This window comes from Streptococcus sp. HMSC064D12 (genome assembly GCF_001837205.1).
Classification (GTDB): Bacteria; Bacillota; Bacilli; order Lactobacillales; family Streptococcaceae; genus Streptococcus; species Streptococcus salivarius_D.
Genome location: NZ_KV831728.1, coordinates 1 through 19,517 on the forward strand (window position 1 = coordinate 1; position 19,517 = coordinate 19,517).

At 38.4% G+C, this 19,517-nt stretch carries 22 protein-coding genes and 1 tRNA gene; 20 read left to right on the plus strand and 3 right to left on the minus strand.

Annotation, left to right across the window (positions count from 1 at the left end; all coding sequences use genetic code 11):
- Positions 1-61: 61 nt before the first annotated feature.
- A complete protein-coding gene (locus HMPREF2697_RS02800; RefSeq protein ID WP_070849563.1) occupies positions 62-844 on the minus strand; it encodes a protein-ADP-ribose hydrolase in 783 nt (260 codons plus the stop codon).
- Positions 845-1,037: 193 nt separating this feature from the next.
- Here HMPREF2697_RS02800 and trxA point away from each other — a divergent pair, with 193 nt between their 5' ends.
- From trxA to rsmA, 5 genes are all read left to right on the plus strand, one after another.
- Positions 1,038-1,352 carry a thioredoxin gene (gene trxA, locus HMPREF2697_RS02805; RefSeq protein WP_002884315.1) on the plus strand — a complete coding sequence of 105 codons (315 nt, stop codon included), beginning with the start codon at positions 1,038-1,040 and terminating at the stop codon, positions 1,350-1,352.
- Between the two features lie 59 nt (positions 1,353-1,411).
- Positions 1,412-1,843, plus strand: coding sequence for a CoA-binding protein (locus tag HMPREF2697_RS02810; protein WP_070847195.1), 432 nt, complete (start codon positions 1,412-1,414; stop codon positions 1,841-1,843).
- 53 nt (positions 1,844-1,896) lie between these two features.
- Positions 1,897-2,673, plus strand: coding sequence for a TatD family hydrolase (locus tag HMPREF2697_RS02815; RefSeq protein ID WP_070849567.1), 777 nt, complete (start codon positions 1,897-1,899; stop codon positions 2,671-2,673).
- Entirely contained in the window at positions 2,666-3,226 is a 561-nt protein-coding gene (gene rnmV / locus HMPREF2697_RS02820; RefSeq protein WP_049546080.1) for a ribonuclease M5, read from the plus strand. The genes HMPREF2697_RS02815 and rnmV overlap by 8 nt, the downstream gene beginning before the upstream one ends.
- 126 nt (positions 3,227-3,352) lie before the next feature.
- Positions 3,353-4,225 carry a 16S rRNA (adenine(1518)-N(6)/adenine(1519)-N(6))-dimethyltransferase RsmA gene (gene rsmA / locus HMPREF2697_RS02825; RefSeq protein ID WP_049527628.1) on the plus strand — a complete coding sequence of 291 codons (873 nt, stop codon included), beginning with the start codon at positions 3,353-3,355 and terminating at the stop codon, positions 4,223-4,225.
- 39 nt (positions 4,226-4,264) lie between these two features.
- Here rsmA and HMPREF2697_RS02830 read toward each other — a convergent pair.
- Positions 4,265-4,347: transfer RNA gene (locus HMPREF2697_RS02830), tRNA-Leu, on the minus strand.
- A gap of 136 nt (positions 4,348-4,483) precedes the next feature.
- Between HMPREF2697_RS02830 and rsgA the strand changes: the two genes are divergently transcribed.
- The 10 genes from rsgA to gap all read left to right on the plus strand — a co-directional run bounded on the left by rsgA (position 4,484) and on the right by gap (position 14,390).
- Positions 4,484-5,356 (plus strand): ribosome small subunit-dependent GTPase A, encoded by an 873-nt coding sequence (gene rsgA / locus HMPREF2697_RS02835; protein ID WP_014632574.1) that lies wholly within the window; start codon positions 4,484-4,486, stop codon positions 5,354-5,356.
- A gap of 7 nt (positions 5,357-5,363) precedes the next feature.
- Entirely contained in the window at positions 5,364-6,023 is a 660-nt protein-coding gene (gene rpe / locus HMPREF2697_RS02840) for a ribulose-phosphate 3-epimerase (RefSeq protein ID WP_013991212.1), read from the plus strand.
- Complete coding sequence (locus tag HMPREF2697_RS02845) at positions 6,016-6,648, plus strand: thiamine diphosphokinase (RefSeq protein WP_070849565.1); 633 nt, start codon at positions 6,016-6,018, stop codon at positions 6,646-6,648. Before rpe ends, HMPREF2697_RS02845 begins: the two co-directional genes overlap by 8 nt.
- Position 6,649: 1 nt before the next feature.
- The gene (locus tag HMPREF2697_RS02850) at positions 6,650-7,924 is read left to right on the plus strand and encodes a DNA recombination protein RmuC (protein ID WP_045771680.1); all 1,275 of its coding nucleotides are present in this window, start codon (positions 6,650-6,652) and stop codon (positions 7,922-7,924) included.
- Positions 7,914-8,855, plus strand: a complete 942-nt coding sequence (locus HMPREF2697_RS02855; RefSeq protein WP_002884679.1) for a 3'-5' exoribonuclease YhaM family protein — start codon at positions 7,914-7,916, stop codon at positions 8,853-8,855. Before HMPREF2697_RS02850 ends, HMPREF2697_RS02855 begins: the two co-directional genes overlap by 11 nt.
- Before the next feature lie 93 nt (positions 8,856-8,948).
- The gene (purR, locus tag HMPREF2697_RS02860; protein WP_002891918.1) at positions 8,949-9,764 is read left to right on the plus strand and encodes a pur operon repressor; all 816 of its coding nucleotides are present in this window, start codon (positions 8,949-8,951) and stop codon (positions 9,762-9,764) included.
- 228 nt (positions 9,765-9,992) lie between these two features.
- Positions 9,993-10,406: a 30S ribosomal protein S12 gene (rpsL, locus tag HMPREF2697_RS02865; RefSeq protein WP_002884809.1), complete on the plus strand. Its 414-nt coding sequence runs from the start codon at positions 9,993-9,995 to the stop codon at positions 10,404-10,406.
- An 18-nt stretch (positions 10,407-10,424) separates the two neighbouring features.
- Positions 10,425-10,895, plus strand: coding sequence for a 30S ribosomal protein S7 (gene rpsG / locus HMPREF2697_RS02870; protein ID WP_002884746.1), 471 nt, complete (start codon positions 10,425-10,427; stop codon positions 10,893-10,895).
- A gap of 212 nt (positions 10,896-11,107) precedes the next feature.
- On the plus strand, positions 11,108-13,189 hold the full coding sequence (fusA, locus tag HMPREF2697_RS02875; RefSeq protein WP_002891917.1) for an elongation factor G: 2,082 nt from the start codon (positions 11,108-11,110) through the stop codon (positions 13,187-13,189).
- 187 nt (positions 13,190-13,376) lie between these two features.
- A complete protein-coding gene (gap, locus tag HMPREF2697_RS02880; protein ID WP_013991208.1) occupies positions 13,377-14,390 on the plus strand; it encodes a type I glyceraldehyde-3-phosphate dehydrogenase in 1,014 nt (337 codons plus the stop codon).
- Position 14,391: 1 nt separating this feature from the next.
- Here gap and HMPREF2697_RS10615 read toward each other — a convergent pair whose 3' ends face one another.
- Complete coding sequence (locus tag HMPREF2697_RS10615; RefSeq protein ID WP_045769116.1) at positions 14,392-14,670, minus strand: hypothetical protein; 279 nt, start codon at positions 14,668-14,670, stop codon at positions 14,392-14,394.
- Between the two features lie 142 nt (positions 14,671-14,812).
- Between HMPREF2697_RS10615 and pgk the strand changes: the two genes are divergently transcribed.
- From pgk to HMPREF2697_RS02910, 5 genes are all read left to right on the plus strand, one after another.
- A complete protein-coding gene (gene pgk, locus HMPREF2697_RS02890; RefSeq protein WP_002884739.1) occupies positions 14,813-16,012 on the plus strand; it encodes a phosphoglycerate kinase in 1,200 nt (399 codons plus the stop codon).
- 187 nt (positions 16,013-16,199) lie between these two features.
- Complete coding sequence (locus HMPREF2697_RS02895; RefSeq protein ID WP_002884568.1) at positions 16,200-16,703, plus strand: FUSC family protein; 504 nt, start codon at positions 16,200-16,202, stop codon at positions 16,701-16,703.
- 173 nt (positions 16,704-16,876) lie between these two features.
- Positions 16,877-17,251, plus strand: coding sequence for a MerR family transcriptional regulator (locus HMPREF2697_RS02900; RefSeq protein WP_004183576.1), 375 nt, complete (start codon positions 16,877-16,879; stop codon positions 17,249-17,251).
- A 48-nt stretch (positions 17,252-17,299) separates the two neighbouring features.
- A complete protein-coding gene (gene glnA / locus HMPREF2697_RS02905; RefSeq protein ID WP_002884322.1) occupies positions 17,300-18,643 on the plus strand; it encodes a type I glutamate--ammonia ligase in 1,344 nt (447 codons plus the stop codon).
- 186 nt (positions 18,644-18,829) lie between these two features.
- Positions 18,830-19,462: a CHAP domain-containing protein gene (locus HMPREF2697_RS02910; RefSeq protein WP_013991205.1), complete on the plus strand. Its 633-nt coding sequence runs from the start codon at positions 18,830-18,832 to the stop codon at positions 19,460-19,462.
- Positions 19,463-19,517 lie beyond the last annotated feature (55 nt).

Sequence of the window (19,517 nt, forward strand, 5' to 3'; positions counted from 1 at the left end):
AACATCAAAAACGATGTTTGTCTTCATTCTGAGAAGAAAATCATTTTGATTTTCTTCTTTTTTATTCAGCAAGGAGTTTTTGATAAATTGTTAAATTTTCATCATCAAATACGTTAAATATAACTTTTTTTATTATACTTGATTCATCAATAAAGGTTTTGACTGTTTGAATGGCGATTTTGGCAGCTTTTTGTTTTGGAAAATTGAAATCTCCAGTTGATAGACATGGAATAGCAATTGATTCAATGTTATTTTTCTCAGCTAATGCTAATACTGAAAGATAACTTTTTGCTAAAAGATCTTCATCAATTTGTGTTGGTTGGTCTACTATTTTCGGACCTACAGTATGAATGACAAAGGCAGAAGGAAGATTGTAAGCTGGGGTGATTTTAGCCATGCCAACGGGTTCTTCATATCCTTGTTCTAAGATGAGTTCGAAACAAGCTTGGCGTAACTGAACACCTGCATATGTATGAATAGCATTATCTACACAATCATGAAGTGGTTTCATACATCCTAGTAAGGTTTTATTGGCTGCATTTACGATTGCATCTACTTCAAGTCTTGTAATATCACCCTTCCAGAGGTAGATGCGATCATCTTGAGGGATGGGCTGGAGTGAAGTGAGTTGTACAAATCCACGTTCCCCTTTCCTAACTTGTAGGTAAAGGTCTTGTATTGTCAAGAATTGTGTTGATGCTGCCATTGGTTTACGTGTATTAAAGAGCGCTCTGAGAAGCTTTTGCTTTTCCTCGAGTTCTTCTGGGATAATCAAATCATGTAATTCTAGATTTTCTTTTTTGAGTTCACCTATGAGATAGGTAATCATTGCATCTTTATCCATATTTACTCATTTCTATTTTTTAGTTTTTTATTATTATACTCCCAAGATAGGCTGTGAGCAAGTGATGTCTATGATAGGCAATGATTAATATTTGATAAGAATTTTTTATGTATGTGTCAAATTCTTGCAATGGCCTTTAGAATCATATAGAATAGGTCTACAAAAGTTTTATAATGTCTAGGAGGATGAATATATGACACAAGTAGTAACAGATGCTACATTTGAACAAGAAACAGCTGAAGGGCTCGTTTTGATTGATTTTTGGGCAACTTGGTGTGGGCCTTGCTTGATGCAAGCACCAATTCTTGAGCAACTTTCTGAAGAGATTTCAGAAGATGAACTTAAGATTGTTAAAATTGATGTTGATGAGAACCCAGAAACAGCTCAGAAGTTTGGAATCATGTCTATTCCAACTTTACTCTTCAAAAAAGATGGTGAGGTTGTTAAGCAAGTTGCAGGTGTACATACAAAAGAACAAATTAAAGCTATCGTTGCAGAGCTTAGCTAACTAATCGTCACAGTCCCGTTTAGGGATTTTTATTTTATTCGAACGACAAGGAGAGTCTTATGTCTTATTCATTTCAAAATCCTACTGCTGAGGTTATAGAGTCTTATCTAAAATCAGCAAAGACGATTGCAATTGTTGGTTTATCTCATCGTAAGGAGGCAGCATCTTATCAGGTTGCTCATTTTCTACAAGCTGCTGGTTATCGTATCATACCAGTAAATCCCAAACTAGAAGGCCAGGAGCTTCTTGGAGAGCATGTTTATGCTTATCTTAAAGATATCCCATTTTCGATTGATATTGTTGATGTATTTAGACGAAGTGAGTTTTTACCAGATGTTGCTTATGATTTTCTTGAAACGGATGCAAAAGTTTTTTGGAGTCAAATTGGTCTTGAGAATGAGGAGGCTGAGACTATTCTTCGTCAAGCGAATAGACAGGATATTGTAATGAATCGTTGTACAAAGATAGAATATATGCGACTCTTTGTTTAATAAAATGAAAAGGTGAGTGAGCTATGCTCGCTCGTTTTTGTTATAATAGACCTATGATTGAAATTTTTGATACGCATACCCACCTTAATGTGGATAATTTTGCAGGAAAAGAACAAGAAGAAATAGATTTTGCAGCTGAACTAGGTGTTATAAAAATGAATATTGTTGGTTTTGATAAGCCGACAATTGATAAATCTTTAGCACTATCAGAGAAGTATGATCAACTATATAGTACGATTGGATGGCATCCTACGGAAGCAGGGTCCTATTCTCAGGAAATTGAGGATATGATTGTATCACAATTGGATAATCCGAAAGTAGTGGCACTTGGGGAAATTGGTTTGGATTATTATTGGATGGAAGATCCTAAAGAGATTCAGATTGATGTCTTTAAGCGTCAAATAGCTTTGTCAAAGGAACACAATTTACCTTTTGTTGTCCATACACGTGATGCACTTGAGGATACCTACGCTGTTATTAAAGAGGTTGGTGTTGGTCCTCGTGGGGGGATTATGCACTCATACTCAGGATCCTTTGAAATGGCTCAAAAATTTGTTGATCTTGGAATGATGATTTCATTTTCAGGTGTTGTAACTTTTAAGAAGGCTTTGGATGTCCAAGAAGCTGCTCAGAAGTTACCTTTGGATAAGATTCTGGTTGAAACGGATGCACCTTATTTGGCACCTGTTCCCAAACGTGGTCGCGAGAATCGTACAGGCTATACGCGTTACGTAGTAGATAAGATTGCTGAGCTTCGTGGTTTAACAAGTGAAGAGGTTGCTAGGGCTACTTATGATAATGCGATGAGGATTTTTGGTCTGGATGAATAAAATAAAAATTCAAGAAGTCATCGTGGTAGAAGGTAAGGATGATACGGCAAATTTGAGACGTTTTTATGAGGTGGATACCTATGAGACTAGAGGCTCTGCTATTAATGAAGACGACTTAGAGCGTATTGATAAGCTTAATGACTTACGCGGAGTGATTGTTTTCACTGATCCGGACTATAATGGTGAACGTATCCGTAAAATCATCATGGAAGCTGTTCCAACAGCAAAACATGCTTTCTTAAACCGTGGGGAAGCAACACCAAAATCTAAGACTAAAGGTCGTTCATTGGGTGTTGAGCATGCGAGTTTTGAGGATCTTCAAAAGGCCTTATCTGGAGTTCTAGGTAGTTACGATGATGATAATCAGTTTGATATTAGTAAATCAAATCTTATGAAGTTAGGACTACTAATGGGAGCAGATAGTCGAAAGCGTCGAGAATATTTGGGCGAGGTGCTTCGTATTGGTTATTGCAATGGAAAGCAGCTTCTAAAACGTTTGGAATTGTTTGGAATCACTTTAGAGGAGCTGGAAGAGGCTATGTCAAATTACTAGACTACCAGTAATCTTAAAATCAAATCGCTATTAAGTAGCTTATTATAGAGGTTGGGATAATTAAGAACTTGGACTTGTTTTGTGTCCAAATATAAAAATCGTGAAATTAACAAGAAAAGAGAATAAATGAGAATTGCAGATTATAGCGTGACCAAGGCTGTCCTTGAACGCCATGGCTTTACCTTTAAGAAGTCTTTCGGACAGAACTTCTTAACAGATACAAATATTTTACAAAAAATTGTTGATACGGCAGAGATTGATAAAAATGTCAATGTAATCGAAATTGGACCTGGTATCGGAGCATTAACAGAATTCTTGGCTGAAAATGCTGCGGAAGTTATGGCATTTGAAATTGATGATCGATTGGTTCCGATTTTAGAGGATACATTACATGATCATGATAATGTTAACGTGATTAATGAAGATGTTCTCAAGGCAGATTTGCAGACACGGGTAAAAGAATTTAAAAATCCAGAACTACCAATTAAGGTTGTAGCCAATTTGCCATATTATATTACGACGCCAATCTTGATGCATTTGATTGAGAGTAAGATTCCTTTTGCAGAATTTGTTGTTATGATGCAAAAAGAAGTCGCTGACCGCATTTCTGCAGAGCCTAATAGCAAGGCCTATGGTTCTCTATCAATTGCCGTTCAGTATTATATGACCGCTAAAGTGGCGTTCATTGTCCCTCGTACAGTCTTTGTACCAGCACCTAATGTTGACTCAGCCATTTTGAAGATGACGCGTCGTGAACAACCGTTGGTTGAAGTTAAAGATGAGGATTTCCTTTTCCGAGTGGCTAAGGCTAGCTTTGTCCATCGTCGTAAGACATTGTGGAATAATTTAACAAATCATTTTGGTAAATCTGAAGAAGTAAAATCCAAACTTGAGAAGGCATTGGAAATTGCAGATATAAAACCTTCTATTCGTGGAGAGGCTTTATCTATTTCTGATTTTGCACATTTATCAGATGCTTTGAGAGAAGCAGGCCTATAATTCAAAAATCCCACTGAATCTCAGTGGGATTATTAGTTATGCGGAGAAAGGGATTTGAACCCTCACGCTTGAAAAAGCACATGCGCCTGAAGCATGCGTGTCTGCCATTCCACCACCTCCGCAGATGATATGCCTATTATACTGCAATCTATTGAAAATGCAAGGAGGCCCATGGGAAATGGAAAATCCGTTTTTTTGTTCCAGAAAAGCTTTCTAATTTGTGATATAATAGGGCTATTAAACGAATGAGGAGTTCACTTGCAAGGAAGAATTATCAAAGCACTGGCAGGTTTCTATTATGTAGAGCATGATGGTGTTATATACCAGACGCGTGCACGAGGAAATTTTAGAAAAAAAGGACAAACACCTTATGTTGGAGATTTTGTTGAATTTTCAGCAGAGGAAAATTCAGAAGGTTATATCCTTAAAATTGGTCAACGAATCAATAGTTTAGTGCGTCCACCCATTGTCAATATAGATCAGGCTGTGGTTATTATGTCTGTTAAGGAACCGGATTTTAACTGTAATCTTTTGGACCGTTTTTTGGTTCTACTAGAGCATAAAAATATAAAGCCTGTAATCTATATTTCTAAGATGGACTTGGTTGAAGATGATTCAGAAATGAAAGCCATTCAAAAACAATATCAAAGAATTGGTTTTGATTTTATCTTCAGTTTGGAAGAACTATTGCCGCTCTTGACTGATAAAATAACAGTCTTTATGGGACAGACGGGTGTTGGAAAATCAACCTTGTTGAACCGTATTGCCCCACAGTTACATTTAGAAACAGGTGAGATTTCAGACAGTTTAGGTCGTGGACGTCATACTACAAGGGCTGTAAGTCTTTATGACGTTCATGGTGGGAAGATTGCTGACACACCAGGATTCTCTTCGCTAGATTATGAAGTGGATAATGCAGAGGACTTGAGTGAAGCTTTTCCGGAAATTCGTCAAGCTAGTCATGGTTGTAAATTCCGTTCTTGTACTCATACCCATGAGCCTTCTTGCGCTGTTAAGGAAGAGGTTGAAAATGGCCAAATCTGGCAAGTCCGTTATGATAATTACCTTCAATTTCTAAGTGAAATTGAAAATCGTCGTGAAACATATAAAAAAACTGTAAAAAGAAAGTAGGTCTCTCATGTCATATAAAATTGCTCCTTCTATCCTAGCTGCTGATTATGCTAATTTTGCTTCAGAACTAGCTCGTATTGATGCATCAGGTGCGGAATATGTTCACATTGATATTATGGATGGTCAATTTGTTCCTAATATCAGTTGGGGAGCAGATGTGGTTGCTAGTATGCGTAAACATAGCAAGTTAGTTTTTGATTGTCACCTTATGGTTGTTGATCCTGAGCGTTATGTGGATGCCTATGCACAAGCTGGTGCAGATATCATGACCATTCATGTTGAAGCCACTAGGCATATCCATGGTGCCCTCCAGAAAATCAAAGTTGCTGGTATGAAAGCAGGTGTTGTGATTAATCCTGGAACCCCAGTTGAGGCACTTATTCCTGTACTTGATTTAGTGGATCAAGTACTTATCATGACTGTAAATCCAGGTTTTGGTGGTCAGGCGTTCATTCCAGAAATGATGTCTAAAGTAGAGCGCGTTGTGGAGCTTCGCGAAAAAGGTGGCTATTCATTCGATATTGAAGTTGATGGTGGTGTAGATAATAACACTATTGCAGCATGTGCCAAGGCGGGGGCTAATGTTTTTGTCGCGGGCTCTTACCTCTTCAAAAATCCTGATTTGACAGCGCAAGTTCAAACGCTTCGTGATGCTATCGATGCCTAAAATAGCTTTATTTGTCGGTGGTGAGCTAGAGTGGTTCACTACCGATTTTGATTATTTTGTTGGGGTGGATCGTGCGTGCTTACGTTTGTTGGAGTTAGGTTTACCTATTGATTTGGCTGTTGGAGACTTTGATTCAGTATCTCGGTCAGAGTTAGAGATGATCCAATCAGCTACCAAAGATTGTATGATTGCTCCGGCTGAAAAGGATGACACGGATACAGAGTTAGCCCTAAAAATTACATTTCAGTTATATCCTGTGGCGGAAGTAACTATTTTCGGTGCTTTTGGTGGCAGAATTGATCATATGTTATCAAATATATTTTTGGTCAGCGATCCTGAATTAGCTCCTTTTATGAGGCGTATCTGTTTGCGAGATAAGCAAAATAAGATTACTTATTATCCAGAAGGAAGTCATAAAGTTTTACCAGAACCTGGAATGACATATGTTTCTTTTTTACATGAGGGTGATGGAGAACTGACGATTTTGGGAGCAAAATACGAATTAACTAGTATGAATTATTTCCAGAAGAAAATCTATTCTAGCAATGAATTCGTTGATGGTCCAATTCAAGTGATTGTGCCAAATGGATATGTGATTGTCATCCAGACTAAAGATAGGAGTTAGTATGATCTATCTACTTACACTTTTAACTTTATTAAGCTTGGGGATTCTTATTGTTCTTTTCTTGAAGAATATGGAGTTAAAAGAACAGATTAATAAGAGTTTGGAAGAAAATGCAGATAATCTTTCAGATCAAGTTTCGTTTCAATTGGAAAGTTTTGCTAAGACAAACCAACTGGAAACGACAAAGCAATTGAACCAATTGCAGATGGAACTATATCAACAGTTGACAGATATCCGAGAGGTTTTACATCAAAATTTGTCTGATAATCGAGACCGTTCTGACCAACGTCTTGAGCAAATAAACCAAAGCTTAACCAAAGCTGTTAAAGATATGCAGGATTCCAATGAGAAACGTTTGGAACAAATGCGTCAGACAGTTGAAGAGAAACTTGAGCAAACCTTACAAACACGTTTACAAGCCTCTTTTGAGACGGTTTCAAGACAATTAGAGTCTGTTAATCAGGGCTTGGGGGAAATGAAAAATGTAGCCAAGGATGTTGGAAGTCTTAACAAGGTCCTTTCAAATACAAAAACACGAGGTATTCTGGGTGAGCTTCAATTAGGACAAATTATTGAAGACATATTGACTGTTAATCAGTACGAACGAGAATTTCCTACGGTATCAGGTTCAAGTGAACGAGTTGAATATGCAATCAAAATGCCAGGAAACCATAAAGATGAATATATCTACCTTCCCATTGATTCTAAGTTTCCTTTGGAAGATTACTATCGTCTGGAAGATGCTTATGAGTCTGGTAATAAAGAGGAGATTGAGAATCACCGTAAGTCACTTTTGACTAGTATTAAGCGATTTGCAAAGGATATTAACAAGAAGTATCTTAACCCACCTGAAACTACAAATTTTGGCATATTATTTTTGCCGACGGAAGGGCTTTATGCTGAGGTAGTACGCCAACCAGCCTTCTTTGACGCCCTTCGTCGTGAGGAGAATATTGTTATCGCAGGGCCGTCAACCTTATCAGCACTCTTGAATTCATTGTCTGTAGGTTTTAGAACTTTGAATATTCAAAAGAATGCGGATGATATTAGTAAGATTTTAGGTAACGTCAAACTAGAATTTGGCAGGTTTGGAGATATGTTAGCTAAAGCTCAGAAACAATTGAATACAGCGAGTAAAACAGTCGATAGTCTTCTCAACACAAGGAGTAGGGCAATTGTTAGAGCTCTTGATACAATTGAAACCTATCAAGACAGTGCGACACAAAGTTTGTTGGATTTACCACGATTAGAAAACGAGGACAAGCATGAAGATTAATCAAATGAAAAAAGACGAGTATTTTGAAGGTTTTTATCTGATTAAGCGTGCAGAGGTACGTAAGACAAGAGCAGGAAAGGATTACATTGCCTTTACATTCCAGGATGATACTGGAGAGATTTCAGGCAACCTATGGGATGCTCAGCCTTATAATGTCGAAGAATTTACCGCAGGTAAAGTAGTGCATATGGAGGGCCGTCGAGAGGTTTATAATAATACTCCTCAGGTAAACCAAATTACCTTACGCTTGCCTACATTTGGTGAGCCAAATGATCCGGCTGATTTCAAAGAGAAACCACCAGTAAATCCTTCCGAAGTACGCGAATACCTAGAGCAAATGATTTTCAAGATTGAGGAAGCAACTTGGCAGCGTGTTGTTCGTGCCCTTTATCGAAAGTATAATAAAGAGTTCTTCACTTTTCCAGCTGCTAAAACAAATCATCATGCTTTTGAAAGTGGACTAGCCTATCATACAGCTACTATGGTTCGCCTAGCGGACAGCATTGGAGATATTTATCCAGAGCTCAATAAGAGCCTACTCTTTGCCGGAATTATGCTTCATGATTTGGCTAAGGTTATTGAACTTACTGGTCCTGAAAATACTGAGTATACGGTTCGTGGAAACTTAATTGGTCATATTGCTTTGATTGATGAAGAAATCACTAAGGTGCTCATGGAGCTCAATATTGATGATACGCGTGAGGATGTCGTTGTTTTGCGTCATGTCATTCTCAGCCACCACGGACAACTAGAGTATGGTAGCCCAGTGCGACCTCGTATTATGGAAGCAGAAATTATTCATATGATTGATAATCTTGATGCCAGTATGATGATGATGACGACAGCCCTTAATCTAGTAGGTCCAGGAGAAATGACAAATCGTCTCTTTGCTATGGATAATCGTTCTTTCTACAAGCCAAAATTTGATTAAAATCGAAATTAAGCGAGCATTTTATATGAAAATGTTCGTTTTTTGCTGTATTATGGTATAATAGTTAAAAAGTACAGAAAATATAGGTAACATATGAAATTAAAACGAAGTGAGCGCATGGTAGTGATTTCAAACTACCTGATTAATAATCCTTATCAATTGACAAGCCTCAACACCTTTGCAGAGCGTTATGAAGCTGCAAAGTCTTCAATCTCAGAAGATGTTGCTATCATTAAAAAAGCTTTTGAGGAAAGTCAGATAGGAGAAATCGAAACAGTAACGGGTGCATCTGGTGGCGTTATGTTTACACCAACTATTTCTGATGAAGATGCAAGAAGTCTGGTTGAAGATCTTTGTAAACGTCTTTCCGAGAGTGATCGTATCTTACCAGGTGGTTATCTCTACCTATCTGATTTACTGAGTACACCGTCTATTTTGAAAAATGTTGGTCGTATCATTGCTAGTGCCTTTAAAGGACAAAAAATTGATGCCGTTATGACTGTTGCAACTAAAGGAGTTCCTTTAGCAAATGCAGTAGCAGATGTCTTGAACATTCCATTTGTTATCGTTCGTCGTGACTTGAAAATTACAGAAGGTTCAACCGTATCGGTAAACTATGTTAGTGGTTCAAGTGATCGTATTGAAAAGATGTTTCTTTCAAAACGTAGTTTGAAACCAAATAGCCGCGTCCTTATTGTTGATGATTTTCTTAAAGGTGGTGGTACCATTACGGGTATGATTAGCTTGCTTTCAGAATTTGATAGTGAGTTAGTAGGTGTAGCTGTATTCGCAGAAAATGCTAAAGGTGATCGTGATATCCATGAATATAAATCATTACTTACTGTTTCTGACATCGATGTAAAAGCACAGAAGGTAGAAGTTGAAGTCGGTAATATTTTTGACAAATAATTAATCTACGATAGTATTCCTAATTTAACGATTAGGAATTTTTCTTTTTAACAAGAAAGTCTTGACAATAATTATCAAAAAATGATACTATATTAAACGGTACTTTTTACTTTTGGTCTCTCAAAAGTGTACAGAGACGTGCTGACATAAGTTGCAAAAGTACACACAGATATGGGCTGTCACCAAGTGCCATATCAACCAAAAATAAAAAAACACAGGAGAATGTAGATGCCTACAATTAACCAATTGGTTCGTAAACCACGTCAATCAAAAGTTGTAAAATCTAAATCACCAGCTTTGAACGTTGGTTACAACAGCCACAAAAAAGTTCAAACTAACGTATCTTCACCACAAAAACGTGGTGTTGCAACACGTGTTGGAACAATGACACCTAAGAAACCTAACTCAGCCCTTCGTAAATTCGCTCGTGTACGTTTGAGCAACCTTATCGAAGTTACTGCTTACATCCCAGGTATCGGACACAACCTCCAAGAACACAGCGTTGTTCTTATCCGTGGTGGACGTGTAAAAGACCTTCCAGGGGTACGTTACCACATCGTCCGTGGTGCACTTGATACTGCAGGTGTAGCTGATCGTAAACAAAGCCGTTCTAAATACGGTGCTAAACGTCCTAAAGGATAAGAAGGGAGATAAGATAAAATGAGTCGTAAAAATAGAGCGCCTAAACGCGAAGTATTGGCAGATCCATTGTACAATTCAAAAATCGTTACACGTCTTATCAACCGTGTAATGCTTGACGGTAAACGTGGTACTGCTGCAACAATCGTATACGATGCTTTCGAGCAAATCAAAGAAGCAACTGGAAACGATGCTCTTGAAGTATTTGAAACAGCTATGGACAACATCATGCCTGTACTTGAAGTACGTGCACGTCGTGTCGGTGGTTCAAACTACCAAGTCCCAGTTGAAGTTCGTCCAGAACGTCGTACAACTCTTGGTCTTCGTTGGTTGGTTAACGCATCACGTGCGCGTGGTGAACACACTATGAAAGATCGTCTTGCAAAAGAAATCATGGATGCTGCAAACAACACTGGTGCATCAGTTAAGAAACGTGAAGATACTCACAAAATGGCTGAAGCAAACCGTGCCTTTGCACACTTCCGCTGGTAATCATAAGTTTCAAGCTGAATTACAGTCATATATTCATAAGCTAAGATTATGGATTTGTAATAGGCTGACTCTGAATTCAAATAATATCATTCATATCATTTGAAAACCAGTTAAATATTAGTGAAAAAACGGGTAGGTCCTGCCTATCCGTTTTTTGACAATAATGTTATAATAAATAAGTAAACTAAAATATTTATAGGAGAATAAACCTAATGGCACGCGAATTTTCACTTGCAAAAACTCGTAATATCGGTATCATGGCCCACGTCGATGCCGGTAAAACAACTACAACAGAGCGTATCCTTTACTATACTGGTAAAATCCACAAAATCGGTGAAACTCACGAAGGTGCATCACAAATGGACTGGATGGAGCAAGAACAAGAACGTGGTATCACAATCACATCTGCCGCTACAACAGCACAATGGGATGGTCACCGCGTTAACATCATTGATACACCAGGACACGTGGACTTCACAATCGAAGTACAACGTTCACTCCGTGTATTGGATGGTGCCGTAACCGTTCTTGACTCACAATCAGGTGTAGAACCTCAAACTGAAACAGTTTGGCGTCAAGCAACTGAGTATGGTGTTCCACGTATCGTATTTGCCAACAAAATGGATAAAATCGGTGCAGACTTCCTTTACTCAGTAAGCACACTTCACGATCGTCTTCAAGCAAACGCACACCCAATCCAATTGCCAATCGGTGCTGAAGATGATTTCCGTGGTATCATTGACTTGATTAAAATGAAAGCTGAAATCTATACTAATGACCTTGGTACAGATATTCTTGAAGAAGATATTCCAGCTGATTACGTTGATCAAGCAAACGAATACCGTGAAAAATTGATTGAAGCAGTTGCTGAAACTGACGAAGATTTGATGATGAAATACCTTGAAGGTGAAGAAATCACTAACGAGGAATTGAAAGCAGCTATCCGTCGTGCAACAATCAACGTTGAATTCTTCCCAGTTCTTTGTGGTTCTGCCTTCAAGAACAAAGGTGTTCAATTGATGCTTGATGCGGTTATCGATTACCTTCCAAGCCCACTTGATATCCCTGCAATCAAAGGTATCAACCCAGATACAGACGAAGAAGAAACTCGTCCAGCATCTGATGATGAGCCATTTGCAGCTCTTGCCTTCAAGATCATGACTGACCCATTTGTAGGTCGTTTGACATTTATCCGTGTTTACTCAGGTATCCTTCAATCAGGTTCATATGTAATGAACACATCTAAAGGTAAACGTGAACGTATCGGACGTATCCTTCAAATGCACGCTAACAGCCGTCAAGAAATTGAACAAGTATACGCTGGTGATATCGCTGCTGCTATCGGTTTGAAAGATACTACAACTGGTGACTCATTGACTGATGAAAAAGCTAAAGTTATTCTTGAGTCAATCGAAGTTCCAGAACCAGTTATCCAATTGATGGTTGAGCCTAAGACTAAAGCTGACCAAGATAAGATGGGTATCGGTCTTCAAAAACTTGCTGAAGAAGATCCAACATTCCGTGTTGAAACTAACCCTGAAACTGGTGAAACAGTTATCTCTGGTATGGGTGAACTTCACCTTGATGTCCTTGTTGACCGTTTGAAACGTGAACACAAAGTTGAAGCAAACGTAGGTGCTCCACAAGTATCATACCGTGAAACATTCCGTGCAGCTACACAAGCACGTGGATTCTTCAAACGTCAATCTGGTGGTAAAGGTCAGTTTGGTGATGTTTGGATTGAATTTACTCCAAATGAAGAAGGTAAAGGTTTCGAATTCGAAAATGCTATCGTCGGTGGTGTGGTTCCACGTGAATTCATCCCTGCAGTAGAAAAAGGATTGGAAGAATCTATGGCTAACGGTGTCCTTGCTGGATACCCAATGGTTGACATCAAAGCTAAGCTTTACGATGGTTCATACCACGATGTCGATTCATCTGAAACTGCCTTCAAGATCGCTGCATCTCTTGCACTTAAAGAAGCTGCTAAGACTGCACAACCAACTATCCTTGAACCAATGATGCTTGTAACAATCACTGTTCCTGAAGAAAACCTTGGTGACGTTATGGGTCACGTTACAGCTCGTCGTGGACGTGTTGATGGTATGGAAGCACACGGTAACAGCCAAATCGTTCGTGCATATGTTCCACTTGCTGAAATGTTCGGTTATGCAACAACACTTCGTTCTGCAACTCAAGGTCGTGGTACATTCATGATGGTATTTGACCACTATGAAGATGTTCCTAAATCAGTTCAAGAAGAAATCATCAAGAAAAATTCTGGTGAAGCTTAATTAGAACTTATAAAGTTAAGGTACTTATGAAAGTAAGTGCCTTTTCTATTTGCAATTTTTTGAAAAAAATTATATAATATGACTGTTGAAAGATTGAATTGAAAGCGCTCAAGTTAATCTTTTCACAATAGGGAGAGCTTGCTCTCAAAATTATATTTATTTGATTTTCATAAGGAGGAAATCACTAATGGTAGTTAAAGTTGGTATTAACGGTTTCGGTCGTATCGGTCGTCTTGCTTTCCGTCGTATCCAAAACGTAGAAGGTGTTGAAGTTACACGCATCAATGACCTTACAGATCCTACAATGCTTGCACATTTGTTGAAATATGACACAACTCAAGGTCGTTTCAACGGAACTGTTGAAGTAAAAGAAGGTGGATTTGAAGTTAACGGTAAATTCGTTAAGGTTTCTGCTGAACGTGATCCAGAACAAATTGACTGGGCTAGTGACGGTGTAGAAATCGTTCTTGAAGCAACTGGTTTCTTTGCAACTAAAGCAGCTGCTGAAAAACACTTGCACGCTAATGGTGGTGCTAAGAAAGTTGTTATCACTGCTCCTGGTGGAAGCGATGTTAAAACAATCGTATTCAACACTAACCACGATACACTTGATGGTACTGAAACAGTTATTTCAGGTGCTTCATGTACAACTAACTGTTTGGCACCAATGGCTAAAGCATTGCAAGATAACTTTGGTGTTAAACAAGGTTTGATGACTACTATCCACGGTTACACTGGAGACCAAATGATCCTTGATGGACCACACCGTAAAGGTGATTTGCGTCGTGCTCGTGCTGGTGCTGCTAACATCGTTCCTAACTCAACTGGTGCTGCTAAAGCTATCGGTTTGGTTATCCCTGAATTGAACGGTAAACTTGACGGTGCTGCTCAACGTGTTCCAGTTCCAACAGGTTCTGTAACTGAGTTGGTTTCAGTCCTTAACAAAGAAGTAACTGTTGATGAAGTTAACGCAGCAATGAAAGCAGCTGCTAACGAATCTTACGGTTACACTGAAGATCCAATCGTATCTTCTGACGTTGTTGGTATGTCATTCGGTTCATTGTTTGACGCAACTCAAACTAAAGTTCAAACTGTTGATGGACATCAATTGGTTAAAACTGTGTCATGGTACGACAATGAAATGTCATACACTTCACAACTTGTACGTACTCTTGAATACTTCGCAAAAATTGCTAAATAATTCAATAGTATATTAAGAAGAGCTTAGGCTCTTCTTTTTTTGTACAGAAAATAAGGCTCTTTTGAAGCAAGTTAAAGGGCGTTTCAAAAACTGCAATGGCAAATTGCAAACTGGCTAATAGGATTAAACGTGTCCATAGTGAGACTGAGGTTTGGTTAATATAGGAAACGAGAGTTTGTTTAAAGGTAAGAAAGAAGAAAAGAGGAATAAGTGTAAGTATGAGGATTATATGTAAATCCTGATCAGCTTTTTTCTGAATTTTATTTAGTTGTTTTTTCATTGTTATTCTGCCTTTCTATTTTGATTATATGGTAGATGTACTTGTACTAGTAATAAGCTAGAAATCCTTCTGATTTTGCTATCTCTTTTAGGTATTTTGTGATATAATGAAAACGTATTAAAAAATTAAGGAGTCTGATCAAATGGCTAAATTGACTGTTAAAGATGTTGACTTGAAAGGGAAAAAAGTTCTCGTTCGTGTTGACTTCAACGTTCCTGTAAAAGACGGTGTGATCACTAATGATAACCGTATCACTGCTGCTCTTCCAACAATCAAGTATATCCTTGAACAAGGTGGACGTGCAATCCTCTTCTCTCACCTTGGACGTGTAAAAGAAGAAGCTGACAAAGAAGGTAAATCACTTGCTCCTGTAGCTGCTGACTTGGCTGCTAAATTGGGTCAAGACGTTAAATTTATCCCAGGAGTTACACGTGGCGCTGAATTGGAAGCAGCTGTTAACGCTCTTGAAGATGGACAAGTTCTCTTGGTTGAAAACACTCGTTTTGAAGATGTTGATGGCAAGAAAGAATCTAAAAATGATCCTGAACTTGGTAAATACTGGGCATCACTTGGAGATGGTATCTTCGTAAACGATGCATTCGGTACAGCTCACCGTGCACACGCATCTAACGTTGGTATCTCAGCAAACGTTGACAAAGCTGTTGCTGGTTTCCTTCTTGAAAACGAAATTGCTTACATCAAAGAAGCAGTTGAAACTCCAGAGCGTCCATTCGTAGCTATCCTTGGTGGTTCTAAAGTATCTGATAAGATTGGTGTTATCGAAAACCTTCTTGCAAAAGCTGATAAAGTTCTTATCGGTGGTGGTATGACTTACACATTCTACAAAGCACAAGGTATCGAAATCGGTAACTCACTTGTAGAAGAAGATAAACTTGATGTTGCTAAAGCTCTTCTTGAAAAATCAAACGGTAAATTGATCTTGCCAGTTGACTCAAAAGAAGCTAATGCATTTGCTGACTACACTGAAGTTAAAGACACTGAAGGTGAAGCAGTAGACCCAGGTTTCCTTGGTTTGGATATCGGTCCTAAATCAATTGCTGAATTCGATAAAGCCTTGACTGGTGCGAAAACAGTTGTATGGAATGGTCCTATGGGTGTATTTGAAAACCCTGACTTCCAAGCTGGTACAATTGGTGTGATGGACGCTATCGTGAAACAACCAGGCGTTAAATCAATCATCGGTGGTGGTGACTCAGCTGCCGCAGCAATCAACCTTGGACGTGCAGATAAATTCTCATGGATCTCTACTGGTGGTGGTGCTTCTATGGAACTTCTTGAAGGTAAAGAACTTCCAGGATTGGCTGCACTTACTGATAAATAAGTCTATTAGAATGGAAAGAGTTGGGAAACCAACTTTTTTTTGTGTTATCTCATTGAGTATTTGATAGAGGCTAAAACTATTATTGGGAAGTAAGTTTCTCTCAAAAAATTGCGATCATTAGTTTGAACTTTGTGGCATAATACTGTAGAAGTAGCCAAAAGTTTCATAATCATGTTAAAATAGTAAAATGGGATTGAAATTTGAACCGAAAAAATTTAAATTTGGTATGCGTACACTTAAGACGGGGATTGCTGTCTTTCTAGTTTTAGGTCTTTTTTCCGCTTTAGGCTGGGAAGGGCTTCAGATTGGTTGTTTGACAGCAGTCTTTAGTCTTCGAGAAAACTTTGATAGAAGTATTCAGTTTGGTAAATCACGTATTTTTGCGAATACGGTTGGAGGGCTTTTGTCTCTATTATTTTACTTTGTGAATATGTGGTTTAATCATTCAGTTTGGGTGACTTTGCTATTGGTTCCAATTTTGACAATGCTGACGATTGTCATTAATGTGTCCTTTAATAATGCATCTGGTGTTATTGGAGGGGTGGCTGCACTTCTGATTATTACCTTGTCTATTCCACCTGATAATACCTTCACTTATGTGATTGCTCGAGTCTTTGAAACTTTCTGTGGAGTCTTTATAGCAATCCTTGTCAATTATGATTATGATTGGTTACTTAAACACTTAAAATAAGAATAATAGGGTTCTATTGAACTCTATTTTTTATATTTTTTTGATAAAATCCTTAAATTAGAGCGGATATACAATATAATGTTCGGGAATTGCTCATTGTGTAAGAAAAAGTAACATAAACTGTTGACATGTAGAAATATTCAGAATATAATTGTTAGGAAAGGAGGATGATCATGGCAAGAGAGAAAGAATTAAGGCGTTCTCTAGCTGTTTTTCCGATTGGTACAGTTATGAAATTGACGGATTTAACTGCTCGTCAAATTCGTTACTATGAAGATCAAGGTTTAATTCAACCTGAACGTACAGCTGGAAATCGTCGGATGTACTCATTAAATGATATGGATCGTTTATTGGAAATCAAAGATTTTTTGGATGATGGTTACAATATTGCAGCGATTAAGCATGAGTACGAAGAACGTGAAGTTCGTGCCCAACAAAAACAAGCGGCTTTAACAGATGCGGACGTTCGACGTATCTTGCATGATGAACTCCTTCAGCAAGGCCGTTTTACGACCCCGTCACAACAATTTGGTAACTTGCGTATCTAATTACGCTTTGAACTTTTATTTTTGGTTTTTATAAAGGAGACCCCTATTATGGCAATCACAGCAGCTGATATTCGTCGCGAAGTCAAAGAGAAGAATGTTACTTTCTTGCGTTTAATGTTCTCTGATATTCTTGGTGTTATGAAGAACGTTGAAATTCCTGCGACAGATGAACAGTTGGATAAGGTACTTTCAAATAAAGCTATGTTTGATGGTTCATCAATCGAGGGATTTGTTCGTATCAACGAATCTGATATGTATCTTTACCCAGATCTTGATACGTGGACAGTTTTCCCTTGGGGTGATGAAAATGGTGCAGTAGCTGGTCTTATTTGTGATATCTATACTTCTGCAGGTGAACCATTTGCCGGTGACCCTCGTGGTAACTTGAAAAAGGCTTTGCGTCATATGGAAGAAGTTGGTTATAAATCATTTAACCTTGGACCAGAACCAGAATTCTTCCTTTTCAAATTAGATGAACAAGGTAATCCTACGCTTGAAGTTAACGATAAAGGTGGTTATTTTGACCTTGCACCAACTGACCTTGCAGACAATACACGTCGTGAAATCGTTAATGTCTTGACAGAAATGGGATTTGATGTTGAAGCATCTCACCACGAAGTGGCGGTTGGTCAACATGAAATCGACTTCAAGTATACAGATGTTTTGAAGGCTTGTGATAATATCCAAATTTTCAAATTGGTTGTTAAGACAATCGCTCGTAAACATGGTCTTTATGCGACATTTATGGCGAAACCTAAATATGGTATTGCTGGTAGCGGTATGCACTGTAACATGTCTCTCTTCACTGAAGAAGGAAATGCATTCTTTGATCCAGAGGATCCACGTGGTATGCAATTGTCTCAAGATGCTTACTACTTCCTTGGTGGTTTGATGAAACATGCATACAACTATACTGCAATTATTAACCCAACAGTGAACTCTTACAAACGTTTGGTTCCTGGATACGAAGCTCCTGTATATATTGCATGGGCAGGTAGCAACCGTTCACCATTGATCCGCGTTCCTGCGTCTCGTGGTATGGGTACACGTTTGGAATTGCGTTCAGTAGACCCAATGGCAAACCCATACTTGGCACTTGCTGTTCTTTTGGAAGCTGGTCTTGATGGTATTATCAACAAGATTGATGCTCCAGATCCAGTTGAAACAAATATCTACTCAATGTCTCCTGAAGAACGTAAAGAAGCAGGTATTATTGATTTGCCATCAACACTTCGTAACGCTCTTAAAGCATTGGAAACAGATGAAGTGGTTCGTCAAGCTTTGGGTAATCATATCTATACTAACTTCCTTGATGCGAAACGTATGGAATGGGCAAGCTATGCTACCTTTGTTTCACAATGGGAAATTGATAACTACTTGGATATTTATTAAGAAATTAAATTTGAAAATCAGGTTATGCCTGGTTTTCTTTTTCTTTTAAATTCATTAAGTTCTTGGACAAATTACGTAGTTTTAACTGAGCTGTTTTCTTTTGTCATATTTCTTTATTCACCCTTAATCGCATTAAAATATGTGAGTGTTAAACTAATTTTATATTAATCTTATTCAGGGGGAAATATGAAAACTACAAAAAAAGCTGCTTTGGTAGCAGCCTCAAGTGCATTATTGCTCGGTCTTACAGTCGCACAAACAGTTAATGCTGATACTTATACAGTTCAAAATGGAGATTCATTCTTCGGGATTGCTAGTCAGTATGGGGTAGATCCTTATCAATTGGCAGCTGAAAATGGCATGACTATTTGGTCAACAATTGTTCCTGGTGGAAGCTTGGAAGTTTCAGGTGCTACGACAGCAGTTGAGGAAACGACAGAAGCTTCTTCTTCAGAGGTAACAGCTACTGATTCAGATGCTACTTGGAATCGTTACCCAGTTGGTCAATGTACATGGGGTGTTAAGGAAGTTGCTCCATGGGTAAGTAACTGGTGGGGTAATGGTGGCGATTGGGCAGGAAGCGCTGCTAGCCAAGGTTATGCTGTAGGTTCAACACCTGTGACAGGATCAATTGTATGTTGGACTGATGGTGGTTATGGTCACGTTGGTTATGTAACACAAGTTGATCAAGATGGTCAAATTCAAATCTTGGAGTCAAATTATCAAGGTCAACAACAAATCAATAACTATCGTGGTTGGTTTGACCCACAAAACTCAACTACACCAGGTTCAGTATCTTACATTTATCCAGGTGCATAAAATGAAAAAAGCGTTATAAACGCTTTTTTTTATCTTACGAAAACCACTAGCTGTG